The sequence below is a fragment of the Leclercia sp. GLN_9 genome, assembly GCF_043105735.1.
Taxonomy (GTDB): Bacteria; Pseudomonadota; Gammaproteobacteria; order Enterobacterales; family Enterobacteriaceae; genus Enterobacter; species Enterobacter adecarboxylatus.
On the sequence record NZ_JBICLV010000010.1, the window covers coordinates 117,849 to 140,912 of the forward strand.

Annotated in this window: 19 protein-coding genes; 6 read left to right on the top strand and 13 right to left on the bottom strand. The window is 54.5% G+C overall.

Features of this window, described 5'->3' with window-relative positions:
• Nucleotides 1-185: 185 nt before the first annotated feature.
• The 3 genes from ACF8PE_RS05610 to ACF8PE_RS05620 are packed head-to-tail and all read right to left on the bottom strand — an operon-like array spanning nucleotide 186 to nucleotide 4,230.
• A complete protein-coding gene (locus tag ACF8PE_RS05610) occupies nucleotides 186-1,964 on the bottom strand; it encodes a SmdB family multidrug efflux ABC transporter permease/ATP-binding protein (RefSeq protein WP_032616848.1) in 1,779 nt (592 codons plus the stop codon).
• The gene (locus tag ACF8PE_RS05615; RefSeq protein ID WP_230431243.1) at nucleotides 1,957-3,729 is read right to left on the bottom strand and encodes a SmdA family multidrug ABC transporter permease/ATP-binding protein; all 1,773 of its coding nucleotides are present in this window, start codon (nucleotides 3,727-3,729) and stop codon (nucleotides 1,957-1,959) included. The genes ACF8PE_RS05610 and ACF8PE_RS05615 overlap by 8 nt, the downstream gene beginning before the upstream one ends.
• A gap of 42 nt (nucleotides 3,730-3,771) precedes the next feature.
• The gene (locus ACF8PE_RS05620) at nucleotides 3,772-4,230 is read right to left on the bottom strand and encodes an Lrp/AsnC family transcriptional regulator (protein ID WP_032616846.1); all 459 of its coding nucleotides are present in this window, start codon (nucleotides 4,228-4,230) and stop codon (nucleotides 3,772-3,774) included.
• A 113-nt stretch (nucleotides 4,231-4,343) separates the two neighbouring features.
• On the opposite strand from ACF8PE_RS05620, the gene ACF8PE_RS05625 reads away from it, so the two are divergent.
• Nucleotides 4,344-5,393, top strand: coding sequence for a PLP-dependent cysteine synthase family protein (locus ACF8PE_RS05625; protein WP_220123977.1), 1,050 nt, complete (start codon nucleotides 4,344-4,346; stop codon nucleotides 5,391-5,393).
• A gap of 40 nt (nucleotides 5,394-5,433) precedes the next feature.
• On the opposite strand, the gene cof is transcribed toward ACF8PE_RS05625, so the two are convergent.
• Nucleotides 5,434-6,252 (bottom strand): HMP-PP phosphatase, encoded by an 819-nt coding sequence (gene cof / locus ACF8PE_RS05630; protein ID WP_059308606.1) that lies wholly within the window; start codon nucleotides 6,250-6,252, stop codon nucleotides 5,434-5,436.
• 101 nt (nucleotides 6,253-6,353) lie between these two features.
• On the opposite strand from cof, the gene ACF8PE_RS05635 reads away from it, so the two are divergent.
• Together ACF8PE_RS05635 and queC are read left to right on the top strand one after the other, a co-directional pair.
• On the top strand, nucleotides 6,354-8,054 hold the full coding sequence (locus ACF8PE_RS05635) for an SgrR family transcriptional regulator (protein WP_059308607.1): 1,701 nt from the start codon (nucleotides 6,354-6,356) through the stop codon (nucleotides 8,052-8,054).
• 66 nt (nucleotides 8,055-8,120) lie between these two features.
• Nucleotides 8,121-8,816: a 7-cyano-7-deazaguanine synthase QueC gene (queC, locus tag ACF8PE_RS05640; RefSeq protein ID WP_059308608.1), complete on the top strand. Its 696-nt coding sequence runs from the start codon at nucleotides 8,121-8,123 to the stop codon at nucleotides 8,814-8,816.
• A 53-nt stretch (nucleotides 8,817-8,869) separates the two neighbouring features.
• Here queC and ACF8PE_RS05645 read toward each other — a convergent pair whose 3' ends face one another.
• From ACF8PE_RS05645 to bolA, 9 genes are all read right to left on the bottom strand, one after another.
• Nucleotides 8,870-9,268, bottom strand: a complete 399-nt coding sequence (locus tag ACF8PE_RS05645) for a YbgC/FadM family acyl-CoA thioesterase (RefSeq protein WP_032616841.1) — start codon at nucleotides 9,266-9,268, stop codon at nucleotides 8,870-8,872.
• 96 nt (nucleotides 9,269-9,364) lie between these two features.
• Nucleotides 9,365-9,733 carry a helix-hairpin-helix domain-containing protein gene (locus tag ACF8PE_RS05650; RefSeq protein ID WP_392494673.1) on the bottom strand — a complete coding sequence of 123 codons (369 nt, stop codon included), beginning with the start codon at nucleotides 9,731-9,733 and terminating at the stop codon, nucleotides 9,365-9,367.
• Nucleotides 9,734-9,881: 148 nt separating this feature from the next.
• A complete protein-coding gene (gene ppiD, locus ACF8PE_RS05655) occupies nucleotides 9,882-11,753 on the bottom strand; it encodes a peptidylprolyl isomerase (protein ID WP_392494674.1) in 1,872 nt (623 codons plus the stop codon).
• A 211-nt stretch (nucleotides 11,754-11,964) separates the two neighbouring features.
• On the bottom strand, nucleotides 11,965-12,237 hold the full coding sequence (hupB, locus tag ACF8PE_RS05660) for a nucleoid-associated protein HU-beta (protein WP_002444653.1): 273 nt from the start codon (nucleotides 12,235-12,237) through the stop codon (nucleotides 11,965-11,967).
• A gap of 210 nt (nucleotides 12,238-12,447) precedes the next feature.
• A complete protein-coding gene (gene lon / locus ACF8PE_RS05665; RefSeq protein ID WP_032616837.1) occupies nucleotides 12,448-14,802 on the bottom strand; it encodes an endopeptidase La in 2,355 nt (784 codons plus the stop codon).
• Nucleotides 14,803-14,986: 184 nt separating this feature from the next.
• Nucleotides 14,987-16,261: an ATP-dependent protease ATP-binding subunit ClpX gene (gene clpX / locus ACF8PE_RS05670; RefSeq protein WP_032616836.1), complete on the bottom strand. Its 1,275-nt coding sequence runs from the start codon at nucleotides 16,259-16,261 to the stop codon at nucleotides 14,987-14,989.
• 127 nt (nucleotides 16,262-16,388) lie between these two features.
• Nucleotides 16,389-17,012 (bottom strand): ATP-dependent Clp endopeptidase proteolytic subunit ClpP, encoded by a 624-nt coding sequence (gene clpP / locus ACF8PE_RS05675; protein WP_032616835.1) that lies wholly within the window; start codon nucleotides 17,010-17,012, stop codon nucleotides 16,389-16,391.
• 261 nt (nucleotides 17,013-17,273) lie between these two features.
• Nucleotides 17,274-18,572, bottom strand: coding sequence for a trigger factor (gene tig / locus ACF8PE_RS05680; protein WP_032616834.1), 1,299 nt, complete (start codon nucleotides 18,570-18,572; stop codon nucleotides 17,274-17,276).
• Between the two features lie 331 nt (nucleotides 18,573-18,903).
• Nucleotides 18,904-19,221, bottom strand: coding sequence for a transcriptional regulator BolA (gene bolA, locus ACF8PE_RS05685; protein WP_032616833.1), 318 nt, complete (start codon nucleotides 19,219-19,221; stop codon nucleotides 18,904-18,906).
• Between the two features lie 304 nt (nucleotides 19,222-19,525).
• On the opposite strand from bolA, the gene ACF8PE_RS05690 reads away from it, so the two are divergent.
• The 3 genes from ACF8PE_RS05690 (at nucleotide 19,526) to cyoA (ending at nucleotide 23,050) form a co-directional block, all read left to right on the top strand.
• A complete protein-coding gene (locus ACF8PE_RS05690) occupies nucleotides 19,526-20,104 on the top strand; it encodes a lipoprotein (RefSeq protein ID WP_032616832.1) in 579 nt (192 codons plus the stop codon).
• A gap of 45 nt (nucleotides 20,105-20,149) precedes the next feature.
• Nucleotides 20,150-21,625, top strand: a complete 1,476-nt coding sequence (gene ampG / locus ACF8PE_RS05695; protein ID WP_059308612.1) for a muropeptide MFS transporter AmpG — start codon at nucleotides 20,150-20,152, stop codon at nucleotides 21,623-21,625.
• Between the two features lie 477 nt (nucleotides 21,626-22,102).
• A complete protein-coding gene (gene cyoA / locus ACF8PE_RS05700; RefSeq protein WP_032616830.1) occupies nucleotides 22,103-23,050 on the top strand; it encodes a cytochrome o ubiquinol oxidase subunit II in 948 nt (315 codons plus the stop codon).
• Nucleotides 23,051-23,064 lie beyond the last annotated feature (14 nt).

A 23,064-nucleotide genomic window follows, 5' to 3' on the forward strand; every position in this document is an offset into this window, starting at 1 on the left:
GTCAGAATTCGGTAATGGCTCGCGAACTGATTAGGTATTGCAAGGGGTGTGCCAGAATTGAAAAGAGAGGAAAGATGAGGCGTGGCGGAGAGAAGATGAAAAAAAACGCACCATGACAGTGCATGGTGCGTTTCATTTTTGCACCAACCGATTCAGCGGCTGGCAACTTGCTTAATTTTAGTGCATCAGGCGCTTAGCGACTCTTCGCGAGTGCTGGCGGCCAGCTCTTCACCGGCCAACTGCAATTGATACATTTGCCAGTAACGCCCTTTTGCCTCAAGCAGTTGCTTATGGGTGCCGCGCTCAACGGCCTGGCCGCGATGAAGCACCAGAATGGTATCTGCCTCGACAATGGTCGAGAGGCGGTGGGCGATGACCACCAGCGTGGTCTGGTCCCGCACCGCAGCCAGCGCCTGCTGAATCGCCTGTTCAGTGCCAGAATCGATGCTTGCCGTGGCTTCATCGAGGATCAGCACCTGAGGCGTATCAATCAGCACCCGGGCCAAAGCCAGGAGCTGTTTTTGCCCTACGGAGAGGTTGTTCCCCTGCTCGCCCAGCCGGGTGTGGATCCCCTCGTGCAGGCCGCGCGCCAGCTCCGCCAACTGGACTTTCTCCAGCACGTCCCACACCTGCTCCTCGCTAAACGGCCGCCCGAGCGTCACGTTGGCGTAGAAAGTATCGGCCAGCACCACCGGATCCTGCTGCACCATTGCCACCCCTTTACGCAGCACGGCGTGACTCAGGGTCGAGAGCGGACGCCCGTCGAGGCGAATTTCCCCTTCGGTAAGCGGGTAGTAACCCATCAGCAGGCTGGCGAGGGTACTTTTACCGCTGCCGGTATGGCCCACCAGCGCGACAAAGCTTCGGGAAGGCACCTTCAGATCGATATCCTGCAACACCAGCCGATCCTCGCGATAGGCGAAGGAGACCTTATCGAATTCAATGGTGCCGCTTTGCAGGTCACGATCGTCATCGCCATATGCCTGCCGCGGGCGGTCCATCAGTTCAAAGACGCGTTCGCCAGCAACCACCGCCTGCTGCAGCATCGATTGCTGCGTGGTCAACTCAATCAGCGGCTCGTTAAGACGGCCCAGGTAGCTGATAAAGGCATACAGTACCCCAACCTCAATGGTGCCGCGTGCGGCAAAACCAAACTGCATCAACAATCCGCACAGCACCAGGGCCGAAAACAGGCTGAGCAGCGGGCGCAGGAGAAAGCCGTCCAACCGCAGCGTCTGCATGCGGGCCATATAGTGTGAACGGCTGGCCTCACCCATCCGCTCGCCAAAGCGCGCCTGCTGACGGAACTGCTGGATAACACTCATGCCGTTGATGACTTCGTTGAAACCATCATTGATATCCGCCAGATAGGTCCGCACGCGACGGACAATGGGCGTGCTGTAGCGCTGGTAGATGATCATCACAATCATCACCGCCGGGAAAATGGCCATCGCCACCAGCGCCATTCGCCACTCCAGGCTGAACATCGCCACCAGCATGGCACCGACCAGCGCGGCGCTGCGCAGCACCGTGGCGACCACCGTGACATAAAGATCGCGGATCACTTCGGTATCGTTAGTCACGCGCGAGATGATCTGCCCGACGGGCTGGGTATCGAACGCGCTCAGCGGCTGGCGCAGGGCGGCATCCATCACGTCGGTACGCAACTGCTGTACCACCCCAACGGCGGCCTGGTTAAACAGCAGTGACTGGGCGTAGTGCAGTCCGGCCGCCAGCAACTGCAGGCCCACATAGGCCACCGCCAGTCCGGTCACCAGACCGAGCGGGAGATAATTTTTTGCCACCATGTTGTCGATGAAATAGCTGATCAGCAGCGGGCCGGTGACTTCGGCGATGGCCGCAATCCACAGTAGCACTACTGCCAGCGACAGCGGTTTACGCCATGGCGAGCCATAGGCCAGCAGGCGTTTAAGGGTGGGCCACAGCTGGGAAAAACTACGCATCGGTGGCCTCCTCGTTTGTGTCCGGCACGTCATCCAGCGCCGCTTCCAGTTGTTGATAGCGATACATATCGCGATACCATCCCGGCTGGTCTGCCAGCTGTTCATGCTGCCCGCGCTGGGCAATATGCCCGTGCTGCATCACCAGAATTTCACTCGCCTCGGTCAGAGCCGACAGACGATGGGCGCTGATGATCACCGTGCGCCCTTCTCCCCACTGGCGCAGGTTATGCAGGATCTGGTGTTCGGTACGGCCATCTACCGCAGACAGGGCATCGTCGAGGATCAGGATCTCGGCATTAAGCAGCAGCGCGCGGGCGATGGAAATACGTTGCTTCTGCCCGCCCGAGAGCATCACGCCGCGCTCCCCCACTTCGGTTTCATAACCCTGAGGCAGGCGCAGGATATCGTCATGTACGCTGGCGAGACGGGCGACGTGCTCGATCGCTTCCCGGGTCGCTTGTGGACAACCCAGCGCAATATTGTTGGCGACGGTATCGGAGAAGAGGAACGGCGTCTGGCTTACCACCGCCAGCCGGCTGCGCCAGCTATCCAGTTGCAGCTGCGTCAGGGGGATGTCATGGAAGCGGATCTCGCCCTGGTCAATATCAAAGTGGCGCTGGATCAGCGACAGGATGGTGCTCTTTCCGGCCCCCGTAGGGCCACAAATGCCCAGCATCTGTCCGGGTTGCAGCCGGAAGTTGACGTTTTCGAGCGTCACCTGCTCCGTTTGTGGGTAGGTAAAGGCGCGAACAGCGACATTCAGCTCACCGCGCCCGGTCGGCACCGGCTCGCTGCCGTCATTGACGACCGGCGCTTCAGCAAGCATGTCGCGGATCCGGCTGTAGGCCGCGCTACCGCGCTCGACGATATTGAACATCCAGGCCAGCGCCAGCATCGGCCAGATCATCAGCCCCAGATACATGGCAAAGCTGGTCAGCTGCCCGAGCGTGAGCGAACCGTTGATCACCATCCAGCTGCCGCCGCCAATGGCCAGCAGGTTGGCGGTACCAATGGCGATATAAATAGTGGGATCAAAGCGGGCGTCGATGCGGGCAACGCGCAGGTTTTTGGCCCCGGTGTCGGCGGCATCGGCAGCAAACAGCGCCGACTGGCGATCTTCCAGGCCGAAGGCTTTGATCATACGGATACTGGTCAGACTCTCCTGAGTGCGGTCGTTAAGTGAGGAGAAGGCTGCCTGCGCCAGCTTGAAGCGCTGGTGCAGCTGGTCGCCGTAGCGTTTGATCGCCAGCGCCATAATCGGCATCGGCAACAGAGCCAGCAGCGTCAGCTGCCAGCTGATCTGCGTGGACATCACAATCAGCACCGCGCAGCCCATCACCAGCGAATCCACCAGGGTCAGCACCCCTTCCCCGGCGGCAAAGACCACGCGATCCACATCGTTAGTGGCGCGGGCGATCAGGTCCCCGGTGCGATGGCGCAGATAAAATTCCGGGTGCTGACGGCTAAGCTGGCGGTAAAAATCTTCCCGCAGCTCCACGGCCAGCTGATAGGACGCGCCAAACAGCAGTACGCGCCAGACATAGCGCAGCAGATAGACGACCACCGCCGTCAGCACCAGCGTGCCGATCCACATCATCACCCGTGCGTTGGTGTAATGCTGTTCCGTTACGCCATCCACAACATAGCCCACCACTTTCGGCGGGATGAGCTGCAGAACGGCAATGATAATAAGCAGGGCGACTGCACCGAGATAGCGTTGCCACTCCCGGCGAAAGTACCAGCTTAACTGAGCAAATAATCGCACGCGGTTTTTTCCTGAGGATCGTGTTCCGGCGAGGCCGGGAAGTTATTCAATGGGTAAGGCGGTGGTGTATTTAATCTGTTCCATCGCAAAACTGGAGGTGACATTCGACAAACCTGGCACGCTGTTAACCAGCCGTTTATAGAAATCATCATAGCGTTTCATGTCTGCCACCTGAACGCGCATCAGGTAGTCGTATTCGCCCGCCATGCGCCAGAAACCCAGCACTTCCGGCATCTCCGATACCACGCTGACGAACCTACAGTACCAGTCGCTGCTGTGGTGCTGCGTTTTTATCAAAACAAACGCGGTCAGACCAAGCCCCAGTTTTTCAGGATCCAGCAGCGCCACGCGTCCCAGCAGAATGCCTTCGTCTTCGAGTCGCTTAAGGCGTTTCCAGCAGGGCGTGGTGGTCAGATTAACGGCATCCGCCAACGCCTGCAAAGAGAGGGTGCAGTCGCTTTGCAGTAAGGACAGCAGCTTACGGTCAATTTTATCTAGCATACCCACCCCCATAGAGAAAATTTTTCTCCTTACATTCTATTTTAAAGGCCAGATAGCAACAATTTTTTCTGTGCTTTTCGCTATGCTGGGCACAAAATGACAAACGGATAACTGTGATGAATAGCTCCTGGGTTAAAAACGCCATCAGTGAAATTAATGCCGATTATCAGCGCTCGGCAGATACACACCTTATTCGCCTGACCCTGCCAGGCTTTGCCGGTATTCAGCTCTATCTGAAAGACGAAAGTACCCACCCGACCGGCAGCCTGAAGCACCGGCTGGCGCGTTCGCTATTCCTGTACGGACTGTGTAATGGCTGGATCAATGAAGGTACCACCATCATTGAATCCTCTTCCGGCTCCACCGCCGTTTCTGAGGCCTATTTTGCCCGCCTGCTCGGCCTGCCCTTTATCGCCGTTATGCCCGCCTGTACGGCGAAACGCAAAATCGAACAGATCGAATTCTATGGTGGCCGTTGCCACTTTGTGGAAAGCGCCTGTGAAATTTATGCCGCGTCAGAGATGCTGGCCCGGGAGCTGAACGGTCATTATATGGATCAGTTTACGTATGCGGAGCGGGCAACGGACTGGCGCGGCAATAACAACATTGCCGACAGTATTTTCCGCCAGATGCAAAATGAACCTCATCCCGTGCCCGCCCATATCGTGATGAGCGCCGGAACCGGTGGGACCTCGGCCACCATTGGCCGCTATATTCGCTGCCAGGGGTACGATACCCGTCTGATGGTGGTGGATCCGCAAAACTCGGTGTTCCTGGATTACTGGCAGCAGCGCGATCCCGCCCTGCGCAGCCCGGTGGGCAGCAAAATCGAAGGGATTGGCCGCCCGCGGGTAGAGCCGTCGTTTATTCCTGACGTTGTGGACGAGATGCTCCGCGTGCCGGATGCCGCCAGCGTCGCCACCGCCCACTGGCTGGAAACGCAGCTGGGCCGTAAGGTCGGGGCGTCGACCGGGACCAACATGTGGGGCGCGTTACAGCTGGCCGCGCGGATGCGGGAGGCCGGGCAAACCGGCTCCATCGTTACCCTTCTGTGCGACAGCGGCGAGCGTTACCTGGACACCTACTACAACGCCGGATGGGTGAAAGCCAACATTGGCGATGTGACCCCGTGGCTGGCAGAGATTGCCCGGCTGGTAAAATAAAAAAAGCCAGACTATCGTCTGGCTTGCTGGAAGGGTCTCACTATTCGGGGGAATAAGGAAGATCAGGTGTATCCAGCCAATGGGTTAAAAAATGGGACACGGCCTCGTTACGGCAGTGTCCAATAACCGGTAAATGCGAAAGCTCAGCGATCAGTTGCGGCATCGCATTGCCCATGATCAGGCCGCGCCCCACGCTGCCCAGCATCTCGCGATCGTTCATCGCATCGCCAAACGCCATACACTCCTGCAAACTCAGGCCCAGATGCTCACTCAGTACCGCCAGGGCAGAACCTTTGTTGCACCCGACCGGCAGCACTTCCAGGCAATCTATTGCCGAAAACGTAAGATGCGCGCGGCTGCCTAAGGCTTCATTGAGCTGGATGCGTAGACGGCACAGATCGTCGTGGTCGCCGCAAAAACAGATTTTGGTTACCGCATGCGCCGGGATACGGCGTAGATCGGTCAGCTGATACTGGAAACCACTGTAGACGTGCGCTTCCAGCAGCGCCGGGATCGCTTTTCCAGTCAGCCAGCCGGTGTCGTTAAACACATGAATGCTGGCCTGGGTATCCCAGGTGGTATGCAGCACCTGCTCCGCCACATCCGGGGCGAGATCCTGACGATAGAGCACCTCCCCCTCCAGGGAGTGAATGCGCGTGCCGTTGCCGGTGATCAAAAAGGCATCAAGGGCCAGCGTACCCATCAGGTGACGCATCTCCAGCACATGTCGACCGGTGGCGAAGGTAAGCGTAATGTCGCGCTCACGCAGTCGCTTGAGCACACTTAGCGTTTTGTCGCCTAAACGGTGGTCCGGCGTTAACAAGGTGCCATCCATATCAAATGCAGCCAGCCGTGCCATAGGATCTCCGAAAGTGTGAGGGGGTTAACTTGTGCTTCAGTATTGCGTGATATATACGGAAGTAATACTGAATAGATGGAAATTATTGTTCCGGGTTTATTATGCGCCAGCTCAATCGACTTAATCAGTACCAGCGGCTGTGGCAACCCTCCGCCGGTGCGCCGCAGCAGGTGAGCGTGGCCGAACTGGCCAGCCGCTGTTTTTGCAGCGAAAGGCACGTGCGTACACTTTTGCGTCAGGCCCAGGAGGCGGGCTGGTTATGCTGGCAGGCGCAGTCCGGGCGCGGTAAACGCGGTGAGCTGCGCTTTCATGTCACCCCCGAATCGCTGCGCAACACGATGATGGAGCAGGCGCTAAAAAACGGCCAGCAGCACAACGCTCTGGAGCTGGCTCAGTTGGCTCCCCAGGCGCTGCGCGCGCTGCTGCATCCTTTTCTGGGTGGGCAGTGGCAGAACAATACTCCGACGCTGCGCATTCCCTATTACCGGCCACTCGATCCGCTTCATCCCGGTTTTTTACCCGGCCGCGCCGAGCAGCATCTGGTCGGGCAGATCTTTTCCGGCCTGACGCGGTTCAACGACACCAGCAGCGAGCCTGGAGGCGATCTGGCCCATCACTGGGAGATTACTGCTGACGGGTTACGCTGGCATTTTTATCTTCGCTCCACGCTTCACTGGCATAACGGTGATAAGGTCGAGGCGGCCCAGCTACAGAGCCAACTGACGCAGTTACTCACCCTGCCCGCGCTGCGCAAACTGTTTAACAGCGTAAAGCTGATTGAGGTGACCCACCCGCAGTGCCTGACCTTTGTGCTGCATCAGCCGGATTACTGGCTGGCACACCGCCTGGCAAGCTATTGCAGTCGTATTGCTCACCCTGAACACCCCCTGACGGGGAGCGGGCCGTTTCGGCTGGCGATCTTCGACGCGGATCTGGTCCGGCTGGAAAGCCACGAGCAGTACCATCTGGGGCATCCGCTTCTGAAAGCGATTGAATACTGGATCACACCCCAGCTTTTTGACCAGGATTTAGGCACCAGCTGCCGTCATCCAGTACAAATCGCCATTGGCGAGCCGGAGGAACTTGCCCGTCTGCGGCTGGTCAGCAACAGTATCAGCCTCGGCTTTTGCTATCTCACCCTGAAACAGAGCGGCCGGTTAAGCGAGGCGCAGGCCCGCAAGGTGATCGACATTATTCATCACACCGCCCTTCTGCATACGCTGCCGTTGGACGAGGATCTCATCACCCCGACCCAGGCGTTACTGCCGGGGTGGTCCATTCCACAGTGGGCGCAGGAGGAGAACACTGTTCTGCCACAATTCCTTACGTTGGTTTACCACCTGCCGGTAGAACTCCACACCATGGCAGAGCAGCTTAAACGCTACCTGGCGCAGGAAGGGTGTCAGCTGACAGTGATTTTTCACGACGCGAAAACCTGGGATGGCTGCGCCGCTCTGGCAGATGCCGATATCATGATGGGCGACAGGCTGATTGGCGAAGCGCCGGAATACACTCTGGAGCAGTGGTTACGCTGCGATACCCTGTGGCCGCATCTGCTTAGCGCCCCGCAATTTGCGCACCTGATGGCGACCCTGGATGCAGTTCAGGTTCTGCCAGATGCCGCAGCGCGCCACCTGGCATTGAAAGAGGTATTCACCCGGTTGATGGAACGCGCTGTCCTGACGCCGCTGTTCAACTATCAGTATCAAATCAGTGCCCCGCCGGGGGTAAACGGCATCCGTCTGAATCCGCGTGGCTGGTTTGATTTTACCGAGGCCTGGCTGCCAGCCCCGAAAGCGTGAAGAAGCTGGTCGCCGCCACGGGCAGACGTTAACATAGGTCTTTAATCGTCAAAGTTGGGAAGACTAATGAAACGTGCCGTTGTCGTGTTCAGTGGAGGCCAGGACTCCACCACCTGTCTGGTTCAGGCTCTGCAGCAATATGATGAAGTCCATTGTGTGACTTTTGACTATGGTCAGCGCCATAGCGAAGAGATTGAGGTCGCGCAGAAACTGGCTGTGAAACTCGGCGCACGGGCGCATAAGGTTCTGGACGTCACCCTGCTCAACGAACTGGCGGTGAGCAGCCTCACCCGCGACAGTATTCCGGTGCCGGACTACGAACCGGATGCCGAGGGGATCCCGAATACCTTTGTGCCGGGACGTAATATTCTTTTCCTGACCCTCACCGCCATCTATGCCTACCAGGTGAAAGCCGAGGCTGTTATTACCGGCGTGTGTGAAACCGACTTCTCTGGCTACCCGGACTGCCGCGACGAGTTCGTGAAAGCCCTAAACCATGCCGTAAATCTTGGCATGGCCAAAGATATCCGCTTCGAAACGCCGCTAATGTGGCTCGATAAAGCCGAAACCTGGGCGCTGGCTGACTACTGGGGCAAACTGGATCTGGTGCGTAACGAAACGCTGACCTGCTATAACGGCATTCAGGGTGATGGCTGCGGCCAGTGCGCCGCCTGTAATCTGCGCGCTAACGGCCTGAATCACTATCTTGCCGATAAAGCCGGGGTGATGGCGGCCCTGAAAAAGAAAACCGGTCTTAACTAAGCGGGCCAGTCTGCCGGGTGAAGGATCCGCTTCGCCCGGCATGCACAGCGGGGTTATTTGATTAACAACTCCAGCTTCTCACGGAGTTCCCCTTCCAGCGGCAACGCTTTCTGCGTTTTCAGATCGATGCAGACAAAGGTAATTAACGCATCTGCCACCACCTGTCCTTCCGGCTCCAGCGTCACCACCTGACTTAGCACCCCGCTTTTACCGTTCAACTGCTGAAGCTGACTGGTGATGGTGAGCAGGTCGCTGAGTACCGCGGGGCGACGATAGTTAATGTTGATATTCGCCACCACAAAGGCGATACGACGCTCGGTCATCCATTGAAAGCTGTCGCTGTTTTCCAGCCCTTCCCAGCGCGCCTCTTCGAGAAACTCGAGATAACGAGCGTTATTAACGTGTTGATAAACATCAAGATGATAACCGCGTACTTTTATTTGGGTCTGCATAGCGCAATAGCCTTCAGGGTTATTATTTATAAGATTCAGAGGTCATAACTGGTATGACCTCTTTATCCTGGCAAATTTTAGCCACTGTGCAAGTTATTACAGCGTCAGATTAGCAAGATTACGCTCCACCAGCGCCGCGCCCATTCCAGGCACCTGTTTCAGGTCATCAAGCGTTTTGAACGGGCCGTACTCTTCCCGGTAGCTGACAATCGCCTGGGCTTTCTTCAGCCCCACACCGTTCATCACCCGTGCCAGCTCCTCCGCCGGAGCGGAATTAATGCTGATCCGCTCTTTCTCCGTTTCCGCCGCTTTCGACGGCTGGGGTGAGGCGGCGAGGGGTTGCGCATCGGATTTGCCCTGCACAGCCTGTGTTTTGGCGGCTGGTGTCGCCGCCAGCACGCTATGGCTCATCCCGGCAGAAGCAAGGGCAAGCGTAATAAAAAGGGCTTTAATTCTATGTTTCATGCTGTTTTCTCCTTGTTTGTTGACAGCCCACTCACCATAAACGGGCCGCTTCACCGGGACAAACAGCAGATTGCAGAAATGGAAAAGGCCGCGAAAGCGGCCTTTAGTTGTTGCATTACGTTGCTCAGATTTGCGAGCAGCGACGTAATTACTGCTGGGTCATAATATCGCCCAGCTTGATTTTGGCGTCTTTACGCAGGTTGCTCATCAGGGCTTCGAAGGTGATTTGCGCGTTGTTCTGGGTAATACCCTGAACCATCGCTTTCTTCTGCGCTTCCGGCATGGTGCCCGCTTTCACTTCGTCCAGCGCCAGAACCACTACGTTGCCCTGCATGTCGTTGGCGATACCGAAGCTCGGCTTGTCTTTTGCCGGCAGGCTCAGACCAAACGCCGCCTGGCTGATCGGATCCTGACCGGTACGGCTCAGCGTCTTCGCCTCGCCAAAGCTCAGGCCAGCCGTTTTCAGCGCCTCGTCACCTTTACCGGCTTTCAGCTCAGCCAGCAGCTTTTCAGCGTCCAGCTTGGCCTGTTGCACGGCTTTGTTATGTTTCACCAGGGCAGTAATCTGATCTTTCACTTCGTCCAGTGGCTTGATCGCTTCTGGCTTGTGATCGCTCACGCGCAGAACAAAGGCGCGATCGCCATCGACGGTGATGATGTCAGAGTTGCTGCCCGGGGTACCGTTTTCGCCCACCAGACCGCCACCAAAGATCGCATCCGCAACTGGCTTGAAGTTCAGCTCTTCCGGCAGGTTGTCATGACTGAACCAACCGGTGGTTACCGCTTTCGCACCTGCAGCCTGCTCAGCGCCCGCCAGCGATTCGTTGTCATTGCTAGCCGCGTCGCTCACTTTCTGCTGCAACGCATAGAAGCCATCCAGCGCTTTCTCTTGCTTCACTTTCGCCGCGATATCATCACGGACGTCAGCCAGCGGTTTGGTAGTCGCAGGGGTGATGTCATCCAGACGCACCACCAGGAAACCGACGGAGGATTTGATCACACCAGAAAGTTGACCTTTCTCTTTCAGACCCGCGTTTTTCAGCTCGTCCGGGGTGGTGCCCTCTTCCAGCCAGCCCATGTCACCACCGTTTTTCGCAGAGATGATATCGGTGGATTTCTCTTTCGCGACCGTCGCGAAGTCGGTGCCTTTGTTCAGCTCGTCCAGGGCCGCTTTGGCATCGGCTTCAGTTTTGGTCTGAATGACGCTGTAACGTTTACGCTGTGGCTGAGTGAACTGGTCCTGATGCTGATCGTAGTAAGTCTGGATCTCCGCATCGGTAGCGTTTTCCTGCATCGCAGCCGCATCCAGCTTGATGTAGCTTACGCGGAACTGCTCCGGGGAAGTGAAGTTGTTCTTGTTCTGCTCGTAGTAGCTTTTCACTTCTTCGTCGCTCGCCTGCTGTTTAGCCGCAAGAGCGTTGACGTCGAAGATAGCTTCACGCACCACGCGCTGCTGAGAAACCAGCGTCGCCAGTTCATCCGCTTCGCCTTTCAGCATGAAGTCGGTGCCCACTACGGCGTTGATCAGTTGCTGAGTGGTCAGCTGGTTACGCAGCGCCTGAGCATATTGATCCGGCGTCATCCCCATCTGGTTCACGATAGCGTTATAGCGGGTGTTATCGAATTTGCCGTTATTCTGGAAAGCCGGGGTGGAGAAAATGGCTTTCTTAACCTGATCGTCGCTGATGCTCAGACCGATTTCACGGGCATACTGATCCAGCAGTGCTTCGTCGATGAGACGGTTCAGCGTCTGCTGGCGCAGGTTTTTCATGTACCCTTCATTCGCCGCCAGTTCAGAGAACTGATCGCCCAGCTGTTGCTGCATGCGGTTACGTTCACCCGCAAAGGCATTCTCAAACTGCCCACGGCTGATTTCCTGGTCGTTCACTTTTGCGGCGTAGTTTGCACTACCGCCAATCAGGTATCCGCTCACGCCGGTCAAAATGAACGACACGATAATGATACCAAAAATAATCTTGAGCACGAGACTGTTAGCAGCCGTGCGTAAGCTGTCCATCATGGTGTAACCACACTCCGCTGTAGGTGACTGGTGACCTGACGCTGGCGGAAATCCTGACCGCAGCGCGTAAAGACGTATTGTGACAAGAAACCGGGGCGATTGTCAGCCCACAACTCGCATAAACTCACATAAATCAGGTCTGGACAAACAAAAAAGGCACATCAAATGATGCGCCCTTGTACTTTTCAACTTCCCTGACGTAAGAAAGCGATCAGTTTACTGCGTCTTTCAGCGCTTTGCCGGCGCGGAAGCCCGGAACTTTAGCAGCAGCGATGGTGATCTCTTTGCCGGTCTGAGGGTTGCGGCCAGTACGGGCAGCACGCTCTTTAACAGCAAAAGTACCAAAACCTACCAGCGCCACGTCGTCCCCAGCCTGCAGAGATTCGGTAACAGAAGCAATCAAAGCATCTAACGCACGTCCAGCCGCAGCTTTGGAGATGTCAGCACCCGCAGCAATTTTGTCAATCAGTTGAGATTTATTCACTCTTCTCTTCCTCTCTTTATAATTTATATCGCGCCTGAGTCCTTCAAAACGCGACCGCGCAGCAGTTATATCAGGCCTGCCATGACCTTACAACACCCGTTGTTGATGGTTGGCCTAATCAGCAATCTAAATTAGCTATACAAAAAAAGGCTGGCAAGCCCGAATTAGCTTACCAGCCTTGTTTTTATTGACGCTCTTTGCGCGAGGTCACTATTTTGCGGTTACAACCTGCATACCGGAAGGCTCATTCTGCAGTGCAAGGGTCAGAACTTCCTCAATGCGTTTCACAGGATGGATTTCCAGATCGGCGATAACGTTATCCGGGATTTCTTCCAGATCGCGCTTGTTCTCATACGGGATGAGGACCGTTTTAATGCCACCACGGTGGGCTGCCAGCAGTTTTTCTTTCAAACCGCCAATTGGCAGAACCTGGCCACGCAGGGTGATTTCACCGGTCATCGCCACGTCGGCACGCACCGGGTTGCCGGTCAGGCAGGAAACCAACGCAGTACACATCGCGATACCGGCGCTCGGGCCGTCTTTCGGCGTCGCCCCTTCCGGTACGTGAACGTGGATGTCGCGTTTTTCGTAGAAATCCGGGTTGATACCCAGTTTTTCCGCACGCGCACGCACCACGGTCAGCGCAGCCTGAATGGACTCCTGCATGACTTCACCCAACGAGCCGGTGTAGGTCAGCTTGCCTTTACCCGGCACACAGGCGGTTTCAATGGTCAGCAGATCGCCGCCCACTTCCGTCCACGCCAGACCCGTTACCTGGCCTACACGGTTCTCGCTGTCAGCACGACCATAGTCGTAACGCTGAACACCAAGGTATTCGTGCAGGTTGTCGCCGTTAATAACGATGTGCTTCAGGCTCTTATCGAGCAGCAGCTGTTTGACCGCCTTACGACACAGCTTGGAGATTTCACGCTCAAGGCTACGCACGCCCGCTTCACGGGTGTAATAGCGAATGATGCCGATGATCGCGCTGTCTTCAACGGTCAATTCGCTTTCTTTCAAAGCGTTACGTTCAATCTGCTTCGACAGCAAGTGACGACGGGCAATGTTCAGTTTTTCGTCTTCGGTGTAGCCAGAAAGACGGATCACTTCCATACGATCCAGCAGCGGTGCCGGGATGTTCATGGAGTTGGAGGTCGCCACGAACATCACATCGCTGAGGTCGTAGTCCACTTCCAGGTAGTGATCGCTGAACGCCACGTTCTGCTCTGGATCCAGCACTTCAAGCAGGGCTGAAGCCGGATCGCCGCGCATGTCGGAAGACATTTTGTCGATCTCATCCAGCAGGAACAGCGGGTTTTTAACCCCTACTTTTGCCATTTTCTGGATAAGTTTGCCTGGCATCGAACCGATATAGGTCCGACGGTGACCGCGGATTTCCGCTTCGTCACGCACGCCGCCCAGCGCCATACGGATGTACTTACGTCCGGTCGCTTTAGCAATAGACTGACCCAGAGAGGTTTTACCCACCCCCGGCGGCCCTACCAGACACAGAATTGGGCCTTTGAGCTTGTTAACACGGCTTTGAACCGCGAGATACTCAAGGATGCGGTCTTTGACGCGCTCCAGACCGTAGTGGTCAGTATCCAGGATCTCCTGCGCCTGACGCAGGTCTTTTTTGACCTTGCTGCGGGCGTTCCACGGAACCTGAACCATCCACTCGATATAGCCGCGAACAACCGTGGCTTCCGCTGACATTGGAGACATCATTTTCAGCTTCTGCAGTTCTGCTTCGGCCTTCTCTTTTGCCTCTTTCGGCATTTTCGCCGCGTCGATTTTACGCTTCAGCGCTTCGTTTTCGTCAGGTGCGTCATCCATCTCACCCAGTTCTTTCTGAATGGCCTTCATCTGCTCATTCAGATAGTACTCGCGCTGAGATTTCTCCATCTGCTTTTTCACGCGGTTGCGAATGCGTTTCTCAACCTGCAGCAGATCGATTTCAGATTCCATCATCGCCATCAGATATTCCAGACGCTCGTTAACGTCGGACATCTCCAGCACGGACTGTTTGTCAGCCAGCTTCAGCGGCATGTGTGCAGCGATGGTGTCAGCCAGGCGTGCAGGATCGTCGATGCTGTTCAGCGACGTCAGCACTTCTGGTGGGATTTTTTTGTTCAGCTTGATATAGCCTTCAAACTGACTGATGGCGGTGCGTACCAGCACCTCCTGCTCACGCTCATCAAGCTGAGGCGAGTCCAGGTATTCGGCTTTTGCTGCGAAGTGTTCGCCATCATCAGATAGCGTGGTAATACGCGCACGCTGCAGCCCCTCGACCAGCACCTTCACGGTGCCATCAGGCAGCTTCAGCATTTGTAAAATAGAGGCCACGGTTCCGACGGTGAACAGATCGTTTACACCCGGCTCATCCGTTGATGCTTCTTTCTGCGCAACCAGCATGATTTTTTTATCATGATCCATGGCGGCTTCAAGGCAACGGATAGATTTTTCCCGCCCTACAAATAAGGGTATGACCATGTGCGGATAAACCACCACATCGCGCAACGGCAATACGGGGATTTCAATGCGTTCAGAACGCTCAGGATTCATAGAGCTCTCTCTTAGTTTAGTGTCCGCCAGGTAATCAGGTTGCAGGACTGTGCTTCATGCAACCATAAACATGTAATCCAGTATATGGGGATGATTCCCACACATTCAACGCCATGTTTACGGAAAAATAAAAGGGGGGATAAAATCCCCCCTTTTTGATTAACTGCTTGTATGCCCTGGTGAATTATTCGCCAGAGGCCTGCTGGGCTTCCGGGGTACCGTAAATCAGCAGCGGCTTGCTTTGGCCGGCGATGACGGACTCGTCGATAACCACTTTCTCAACTTCTTCCATTGAAGGAAGATCGTACATGGTATCGAGCAGGGCTGCTTCAACGATCGAACGCAGACCACGTGCACCGGTTTTACGCGCCATCGCTTTTTTAGCGATCGCATCCAGCGCTTCGTCGCGGAACTCCAGCTCAACGCCTTCCAGATTGAACAACGCCTGATACTGTTTGGTAAGGGCGTTTTTCGGTTCTTTCAGGATCTGAATCAGCGCATCTTCACTCAGCTCTGTCAGCGTGGCGACAACCGGCAGACGGCCGATGAATTCAGGGATCAGACCAAACTTGATCAGATCTTCTGGCTCCACCTGGGTCAGCAGTTCGCCCTCTTTTGCTTTTTCAGACTTCGCCTTCACCGTTGCGCCAAAACCAATACCCGAGCCGGTTTCAACACGGTTAGCAATGACTTTATCCAGGCCAGCAAATGCACCGCCACAGATAAACAGGATTTTAGACGTATCAACCTGCAGGAACTCCTGCTGAGGATGCTTACGGCCTCCCTGCGGCGGAACAGCAGCAACCGTTCCTTCGATCAGTTTCAGCAGAGCCTGCTGGACGCCTTCACCGGATACATCACGGGTGATGGACGGGTTATCGGATTTACGTGAGATTTTGTCGATCTCATCGATATACACGATCCCGCGCTGGGCTTTCTGTACGTCGTAATCGCACTTTTGCAGCAGTTTCTGGATGATGTTTTCCACATCTTCACCCACATAACCGGCTTCGGTCAGGGTGGTGGCATCCGCCATGGTAAACGGAACATCCAGCAGACGTGCCAGGGTCTCTGCCAGCAGGGTTTTACCGGAACCGGTTGGACCGATCAGCAAAATGTTACTTTTGCCCAGCTCAACGCCGTTGCTGTTATCCCCGTTACGCAGACGTTTGTAGTGGTTGTACACCGCCACTGCCAGCACTTTTTTAGCCTGTTCCTGGCCGATGACATAATCATCAAGATGATGACGGATCTCATGCGGCGTAGGTAACGCGCTGCGCTCACGGTGTGGTGCGACTTCTTTAATCTCTTCGCGGATGATGTCGTTACATAAGTCGACACATTCGTCGCAGATATACACGGATGGCCCGGCAATCAGTTTGCGCACTTCATGCTGGCTTTTGCCGCAAAAAGAGCAATAAAGCAGTTTGCCCGATCCATCTTTGCGTTTATCTGTCATGAGTCAAAACCTCTTTTTAAGTTCTTTGTGCCGCACATGACGACGCAAATGCCATTCTCAGACGCAGGCTGCTCGTAAGCAAGGTGCCGCCCTACCATAGTATAGCGGCACACCCGCGCCGTGGGCATCAATTACGGTGGGTCAAAATGGAGTCGACTAAGCCGTACTCTACTGCCTCTGGTGCGGACAGGAAGCGATCGCGCTCGGTATCGCGCTCGATCTGCTCTAATGATTGACCCGTATGATGAGCCATAAGTTCATTCATGCGCCCTTTAACTTTCAGGATTTCACGGGCATGAATTTCAATATCTGTCGCCTGGCCCTGGTACCCGCCCAGCGGCTGGTGAATCATTACGCGCGAATTCGGCAGGCAGAAGCGCTTGCCTTTTGCCCCTGCAGTCAGCAGGAATGCGCCCATCGATGCCGCCTGGCCCATACAAATGGTGCTCACATCAGGCTTGATGAACTGCATGGTATCGTAAATGGACATCCCGGCAGTGATCACGCCGCCTGGGGAGTTGATATACAGGTAAATGTCTTTTTCCGGGTTTTCCGCTTCCAGAAACAGCATCTGCGCTACGATCAGGTTCGCCATGTGGTCTTCCACCTGGCCAGTCATGAAGATAACGCGTTCTTTAAGCAGACGGGAGTAGATATCAAAAGAACGTTCACCTCGAGAGGTTTGTTCAATAACCATTGGCACCAGCGCCATATGGGGTGCAAAGTTATCTCGTTCGCCACTGTATGACATTTCCGTCTCCTGGATAAAAAAATGAAAATACCTGCTGTACTGATTGTAACCTTGTGGACGGATTATCAGCCAGTCTCTTTAATACTACCTTTCCCACTAATGGGGACGGCTCAGCCCTAATTCAAGCATAACAATCTTTTGTTTTAACGCTAACACTGAAAAGGCGTTTTATCACGCTTCGTGTTTTATAAGTGTGATAAAAAAACCCGCCGCCGGAAGGCAACGGGTTTTTTGCTCAAACTTTAAACGAAGCAGGCAGAATTAAGCCTGTTGGTTCATCAGTTCGTTGAAAGAGGTGGCTTTTTCAGACACTTTTGCTTTGGCCAGAACGGCTTCAACAGCCTGCTCTTCCAGTGCAACGTTGCGCATGTTTTCCATCAGCTCTTTGTTGCTGCCGTAGAAAGCAACCACTTCTGATGGATCTTCATAGGCAGAAGCCATCTCTTCGATCAGACCTTTAACACGCTCTTCGTCAGCTTTCAGCTCGTGGGTACGAATGACTTCGCCCAGCAGCAGGCCAACAACAACGCGGCGTTTAGCCTGCTCTTCGAACAGCTCACGAGGCAGTTCCAGAGCTTGCTTCTCATTGCCACCGAAACGCTGTGCAGCCTGGCGACGCAGAACGTCGATTTCGCTGTCGATCAGAGCAGAAGGGATCTCGATTTCGTTAGCTTTAACCAGACCTTCGATCGCCTGAGACTTAACGCGGTTACGTACAGCGCCTTTCAGCTCGCGTTCCATGTTTTTACGCACTTCTGCACGCAGGCCTTCAACAGAACCATCTTCAACGCCGAAACGTTTGATGAAATCTGCAGTCAGTTCTGGCAGTTCGCGGTCTTCAACTTTCTTCAGGGTAATCGCGAACTTCGCGGCTTTACCTTTAAGGTTTTCAGCGTGGTACTCTTCCGGGAAGGTCACGTCGATAGTGAACTCTTCACCTGCGCTGTGGCCTTTGATACCGTCTTCGAAGCCTGGGATCATACGACCCTGGCCCATTGCCAGTACGAAGTCAGACGCTTTGCCGCCTTCGAACTCTTCGCCGTCTACAGAGCCGGAGAAGTCGATGGTGACGCGGTCTTCTGCATCAGCAGCGCCGTCTTTGTCTTTCCAGGTCGCCTGCTGCTTGCGCAGGGTGTCCAGCATGCCGTCAACGTCGGCTTCAGTGACTTCAACGATTGGTTTTTCAACTTCGATCGCGTCCAGACCTTTCAGCTCAACTTCCGGGTAAACTTCGAACTCTACTGCGTAGGTGAAGTCTTCGCCCATTTTGTATTCGCCCGGAACATAGGTCGGGGAACCGGCTGGGTTGATTTTTTCTTTGATGATCGCGTCAACGAAGTTGCGGCTCATCAGGTCACCCAGCACGTCCTGGCGAACAGAAGCGCCATAACGCTGAGCAACAACATTCATCGGTACTTTGCCCTTGCGGAAGCCGTCAATACGGACTTTCTTTGCTACGTTGACCAGCTCGCTTTTTACAGCGTTTTCGATGCTGTCAGCAGCGATTGTAATCGTTACACGGCGGCCAAGGCCTTGAGTGGTTTCAACTGAAACTTGCATCTTTATACCTCAAAAAAATCACAGTGCTCGGTCAACTCTGAATTTGCCTCGCAATACCGGGATGCTCTCTTAGCAGATTCACATTCCCTGTCGCCAGAATCATCCCGAAGACATTCATATTAAGACGCGGCATTATAGCGGCATCACTTTAGTGAGTCGAGAACGGTTGGCGCATGTTGCTGCGGCTTTTTTCACAATTTCAGGCTATTTTCGGCCTTAAAATCGCGCCACCGGCCTTAAACCCGGACAAAACAAAACGGCCCGCAGGCCGTTTTGACGTAATCTTTATGCAACATACTGGAAAAGCTCCCGCTGTTGCAAACTGGATTTCTTAGGCGATCGTCCCGGCTCCCCGGCACGGTGGCGATGCAAAAATCGTATCCTGCAGACCTTTCCACTCTTTGATCGTGTAAGTGTGCAACGCCAGCGCATGGACCGTGGTCGAAAGCTCTTCCGTCAAGGTTCCGTAAATCATACGGTGACGATTGAGAAAACGCTCACCAGTGAAACGATCGCTGACCAGCACCACTTTGAAGTGGCTCTCAGAGCCTGCCGGTACGTTATGACGATAGCTTTCGTCGACGACTTCAAGGAACACAGGTTCAAAGGCCGCCCTTAACTTATCTTCAATCTGTTCACGTATCATCATGAAATTACTCCTCCGACAACGCTGAGATGTCACCCATCCCTTTAAATATTAGCCGCTTTTACCGCTTGCATAACAAGAAGACAACAAAAATTTAGCTTTCATCTGATTTTCTCATTCAACCGTATGAAGTCATATAAGGGGAGAGTCGTTTTGTCGCTCAGATAACGGAAAAGCGTTTCAGGTGGTCAGTTTTCAGACAAGGCGATGAATTTACATGCGTTGACCACTTCCCCTTGCCGTTGGCGATGTTATGATGGCGGCAATTTTTTTCTATATATGTCTACGATTCGTTGAGAGCCAGAACATGTTAAAAAAACTTCTTTTCCCGATGGTCGCCCTGTTTATGCTGGCCGGCTGTGCAACCCCACCGACTACCATTGATGTTTCTCCGAAGATCACGCTGCCGCAGCAGGATCCAAGCCTGATGGGCGTCACTGTCAGCATCAACGGCGCGGATCAGCGTAAAGACCAGGCGCTGGCGAAAGTAACCCGTGATAACCAGCTGGTGACGCTCACCGCCTCCCGCGATCTGCGTTTCCTGCTGCAGGAAGTGCTCGAGAAGCAAATGACGTCACGCGGCTACATGGTTGGCCCAAGCGGTGCAGTTGATCTGCAGATCATCGTTAACAACCTGTACGCTGACGTCTCGCAGGGCAACGTGCGCTACAACATTGCGACCAAAGCCGATATCGCCATCATCGCCACCGCGAAAAACGGCAACAAGATGAACAAGAACTACCGTGCAAGCTATTCTGTTGAAGGTGCCTTCCAGGCCACCAACACCAATATCGCTAATGCCGTGAACAGCGTGCTGACCGACACCATCGCCGATATGGCGCAGGACACCAGCATTCACGAATTCATCAAGCAGAACGCACGTTAATACTGCCTGCTGACCCGACGCCCGGTCGGGTCAGTTTGCCTGCTCATGTCCAGTCAATACTTACGTATTTTCCAGCAGCCCAAATCAGCTATCCTGCTGATCCTCGGTTTCGCCTCCGGTTTACCCCTTGCACTGACATCGGGCACGTTACAGGCCTGGATGACCGTAGAAGATATCGATCTTAAAACCATCGGCTTCTTCTCACTGGTCGGCCAGGCCTATGTCTTTAAGTTTTTGTGGTCGCCGATGATGGACCGCTACACCCCGCCTTTCCTCGGCAGGCGTCGTGGCTGGTTACTGATGACTCAGGCGATGCTGCTGCTGGCGATTGCCGCGATGGGCTTCCTTGAACCCACGTCGCAGCTTCGCTGGATGGCCGCGCTGGCGGTAGTGATTGCCTTTTGTTCTGCGTCCCAGGATATCGTTTTCGATGCCTGGAAAACCGACGTGCTCTCGGCCGAAGAGCGTGGCGCCGGGGCTGCAATCAGCGTTCTGGGTTATCGTCTGGGGATGCTGGTTTCCGGTGGGCTGGCCTTATGGCTGGCAGACCGCTATCTCGGCTGGCAGGGTATGTACTGGCTGATGGCCGTCCTGCTGATCCCCTGCATGATTGCCACCTTCCTCGCGCCTGAACCAAGCGATGTTATTCCCGTTCCTCGCTCACTTGAGCAGGCCGTTGCCGAACCGCTGCGCGACTTCTTTGGCCGCAACAATGCCTGGCTCATTCTGCTGCTGATTGTGTTGTATAAGCTCGGTGATGCGTTCGCCATGAGCCTGACGACCACTTTTTTGATCCGCGGCGTGGGCTTCGATGCGGGGGAAGTGGGCGTGGTGAATAAGACGCTGGGGCTGATTGCTACTATCATCGGCGCGCTGTATGGCGGCGTCCTGATGCAGCGCTTAAGCCTGTTCCGTGCCCTGATGATTTTCGGCATCCTGCAGGGGTTGTCGAATGCCGGTTACTGGCTGCTCGCGATCACCGATAAGCATATGCTCAGCATGGCGACGGCGGTGTTCTTTGAAAACCTGTGCGGCGGGATGGGAACGGCAGCCTTCGTCGCCCTGCTGATGACGCTGTGCAATAAATCCTTCTCCGCGACCCAGTTCGCCCTGCTCTCTGCGCTCTCTGCCGTAGGGCGGGTCTACGTCGGTCCTATTGCGGGCTGGTTTGTGGAAGCGCACGGTTGGGCGGAGTTTTATCTCTTCTCCGTCTTTGCGGCCATTCCTGGGCTACTGTTGCTGTTAATATGCCGTCGCTCGCTGGAATATACTCAGCAGACAGAACACTTTATGGTCAGGACGCGTTTCCCGGCGGCTTATCGCTTCGCGTCAGGAATATTGCTGGTAGGATGTTTGACCCTGGCCCTGTGGCTCATCGTGGCGATTGTTAATGCCACCACCGCCCTCGCACTGCCGTTTAGCCTGCTTCTGCTGGACATTGGCGCGCTATTGGCGGTAACCGGGATCCTGACCGGGGCGCTTCTGGACTACCTGGCAATGCGTGGAACCCAAAATGCGTAAAACCCTCACAAAATGTTATTTCCTGTTGTAATCACCCTGGTAAATTATAACGCCGAATAAGTTTGCTCAATCCAAAATTATATTTGTTGTTTCGTGCCTCTTAGAATTCTGGAAATTACTGGAACGGGGAATAAAAGATATTTTTCGTTAAACGATTCAGCAAACGAAACATTAATTTTACGTTTTTTATTTGTCTCTTTATTGATGATTATTTGTTAATTATTTGTATGTTTTTAGCAATGGTTATACCAATTGCCCTTTTTACCCCTCCCGCAGAGTCTGTTTCGTTATAAAGCCCGGCTGACGGTGCTTGCGTCTGGAAAACCGCTATAATTTGTAACAACTGTGACTTCCCTGGCAGAACCCGGTAACACGTTCCTGACACAGGTCTAATGATGTTTACAGTAATGTAACCTTCCCGTAAAATGCCCGCACACTTTAAACGCCACCAGGTCCCCGTGGAATTGAGGTCGTTAAATGACACTTAGGAAATACAATAAATGTTTGGGATGGTTGTCGTTATTTGCAGGCACTGTTTTACTCAGTGGCTGTGATTCTGCGCTGCTAGACCCCAAAGGACAGATTGGACTGGAGCAACGTTCGCTCATTCTGACGGCTTTCGGCCTGATGATGATCGTCGTGATTCCCGCCATCTTGATGGCTGTTGGTTTCGCCTGGAAGTATCGTGCGAGCAACAAAGATGCGAAGTATAGCCCTAACTGGTCACACTCCAATAAAGTGGAAGCTGTGGTCTGGACGGTGCCAATTCTGATCATCCTGTTCCTTGCCGTACTGACATGGAAAACCACTCACGCGCTCGAACCTGCAAAACCGCTGGTTCACGATGAGAAACCGATTACGATCGAAGTCGTCTCCATGGACTGGAAATGGTTCTTCATCTACCCGGAACAGGGCATTGCTACCGTGAATGAAATCGCCTTCCCGGCGAATGTCCCGGTGCAGTTCAAAGTAACGTCTAACTCCGTGATGAACTCCTTCTTTATTCCGCGTCTGGGTAGCCAGATTTACGCGATGGCCGGTATGCAGACCAACCTGCACCTGATCGCGAATGAAGCAGGCACCTATGATGGTATCTCCGCCAGCTACAGTGGCCCGGGCTTCTCTGGTATGAAGTTCAAAGCCATTGCCACGCCGGACCGTGCCGCTTTCGACCAGTGGGTTGCTAAAGCGAAACAGTCTCCGAACACCATGTCTGACATGGCTACGTTCGACAAAGTGGCAACACCTAGCGAATACAACAAGGTGGAGTACTTCTCTAACGTGAAACCGAATTTGTTCAAAGACGTTATTGGCAAATTTATGGACCACGGCAAGAGCATGGACCTGACCCAACCTGAAGGCGAGCATAGCAAGCACGAAGGGATGGAAGGCATGGACATGAGCCACGCGGAAACCTCTCACTAAGGGGCCGAGGAAGA

Excerpts from the sequence above, each read along its gene's own strand:
- ppiD (WP_392494674.1), bottom strand. The coding sequence starts at position 11,753 with ATGATGGACAGCTTACGCACGGCTGCTAACAGTCTCGTGCTCAAGATT.
- ACF8PE_RS05620 (WP_032616846.1), bottom strand. The coding sequence starts at position 4,230 with ATGCTAGATAAAATTGACCGTAAGCTGCTGTCCTTACTGCAAAGCGAC.
- ACF8PE_RS05645 (WP_032616841.1), bottom strand. The coding sequence starts at position 9,268 with ATGCAGACCCAAATAAAAGTACGCGGTTATCATCTTGATGTTTATCAA.
- queC (WP_059308608.1), top strand. The coding sequence starts at position 8,121 with ATGAAACGTGCCGTTGTCGTGTTCAGTGGAGGCCAGGACTCCACCACC.
- lon (WP_032616837.1), bottom strand. The coding sequence starts at position 14,802 with ATGAATCCTGAGCGTTCTGAACGCATTGAAATCCCCGTATTGCCGTTG.
- ACF8PE_RS05610 (WP_032616848.1), bottom strand. The coding sequence starts at position 1,964 with ATGCGTAGTTTTTCCCAGCTGTGGCCCACCCTTAAACGCCTGCTGGCC.
- cof (WP_059308606.1), bottom strand. The coding sequence starts at position 6,252 with ATGGCACGGCTGGCTGCATTTGATATGGATGGCACCTTGTTAACGCCG.
- ACF8PE_RS05635 (WP_059308607.1), top strand. The coding sequence starts at position 6,354 with ATGCGCCAGCTCAATCGACTTAATCAGTACCAGCGGCTGTGGCAACCC.
- tig (WP_032616834.1), bottom strand. The coding sequence starts at position 18,572 with ATGCAAGTTTCAGTTGAAACCACTCAAGGCCTTGGCCGCCGTGTAACG.
- cyoA (WP_032616830.1), top strand. The coding sequence starts at position 22,103 with ATGACACTTAGGAAATACAATAAATGTTTGGGATGGTTGTCGTTATTT.
- ACF8PE_RS05650 (WP_392494673.1), bottom strand. The coding sequence starts at position 9,733 with ATGAAACATAGAATTAAAGCCCTTTTTATTACGCTTGCCCTTGCTTCT.
- ACF8PE_RS05690 (WP_032616832.1), top strand. The coding sequence starts at position 19,526 with ATGTTAAAAAAACTTCTTTTCCCGATGGTCGCCCTGTTTATGCTGGCC.
- clpP (WP_032616835.1), bottom strand. The coding sequence starts at position 17,012 with ATGTCATACAGTGGCGAACGAGATAACTTTGCACCCCATATGGCGCTG.
- ampG (WP_059308612.1), top strand. The coding sequence starts at position 20,150 with ATGTCCAGTCAATACTTACGTATTTTCCAGCAGCCCAAATCAGCTATC.
- clpX (WP_032616836.1), bottom strand. The coding sequence starts at position 16,261 with ATGACAGATAAACGCAAAGATGGATCGGGCAAACTGCTTTATTGCTCT.
- bolA (WP_032616833.1), bottom strand. The coding sequence starts at position 19,221 with ATGATGATACGTGAACAGATTGAAGATAAGTTAAGGGCGGCCTTTGAA.